Origin of the sequence: Ensifer sp. ENS02 (assembly GCF_014851885.1) — a bacterium.
Classification (GTDB): domain Bacteria; phylum Pseudomonadota; class Alphaproteobacteria; order Rhizobiales; family Rhizobiaceae; genus Ensifer; species Ensifer adhaerens.
Genome location: NZ_JACVAO010000105.1, coordinates 1 through 255, shown reverse-complemented (window position 1 = coordinate 255; position 255 = coordinate 1). Strand labels below are relative to the sequence as shown.

General features: G+C 58.8%; 1 pseudogene. It reads left to right on the top strand.

Going from position 1 to position 255, the window contains the following annotated elements:
• Nucleotides 1-255 (top strand): annotated as a pseudogene (locus IB262_RS35645) (hypothetical protein); the annotation flags it as partial.

Sequence of the window (255 nt, the reverse complement as noted above, 5' to 3'; positions counted from 1 at the left end):
CGGCACCTGCTTCGGCCCAGGAGCCAGCAAAGCCGGCGCAGGCCAGCAAGGAAGCCGAGCATTGGATACCGAAGCTGCGGCTCGGCGACGACAATGCTTATTTCGAATTCTACGGTCAGATCAACAAGGGCCTGCTGAGCTACGATGACGGCGGGCAAACGGATAACTATTTTCCGGCCGACAATGGGAACTCGTCGTCACGCGCGGGCTTTCGCATCTACAGCCTCATGGAAAACGACTGGTCTTTCGGGGCCA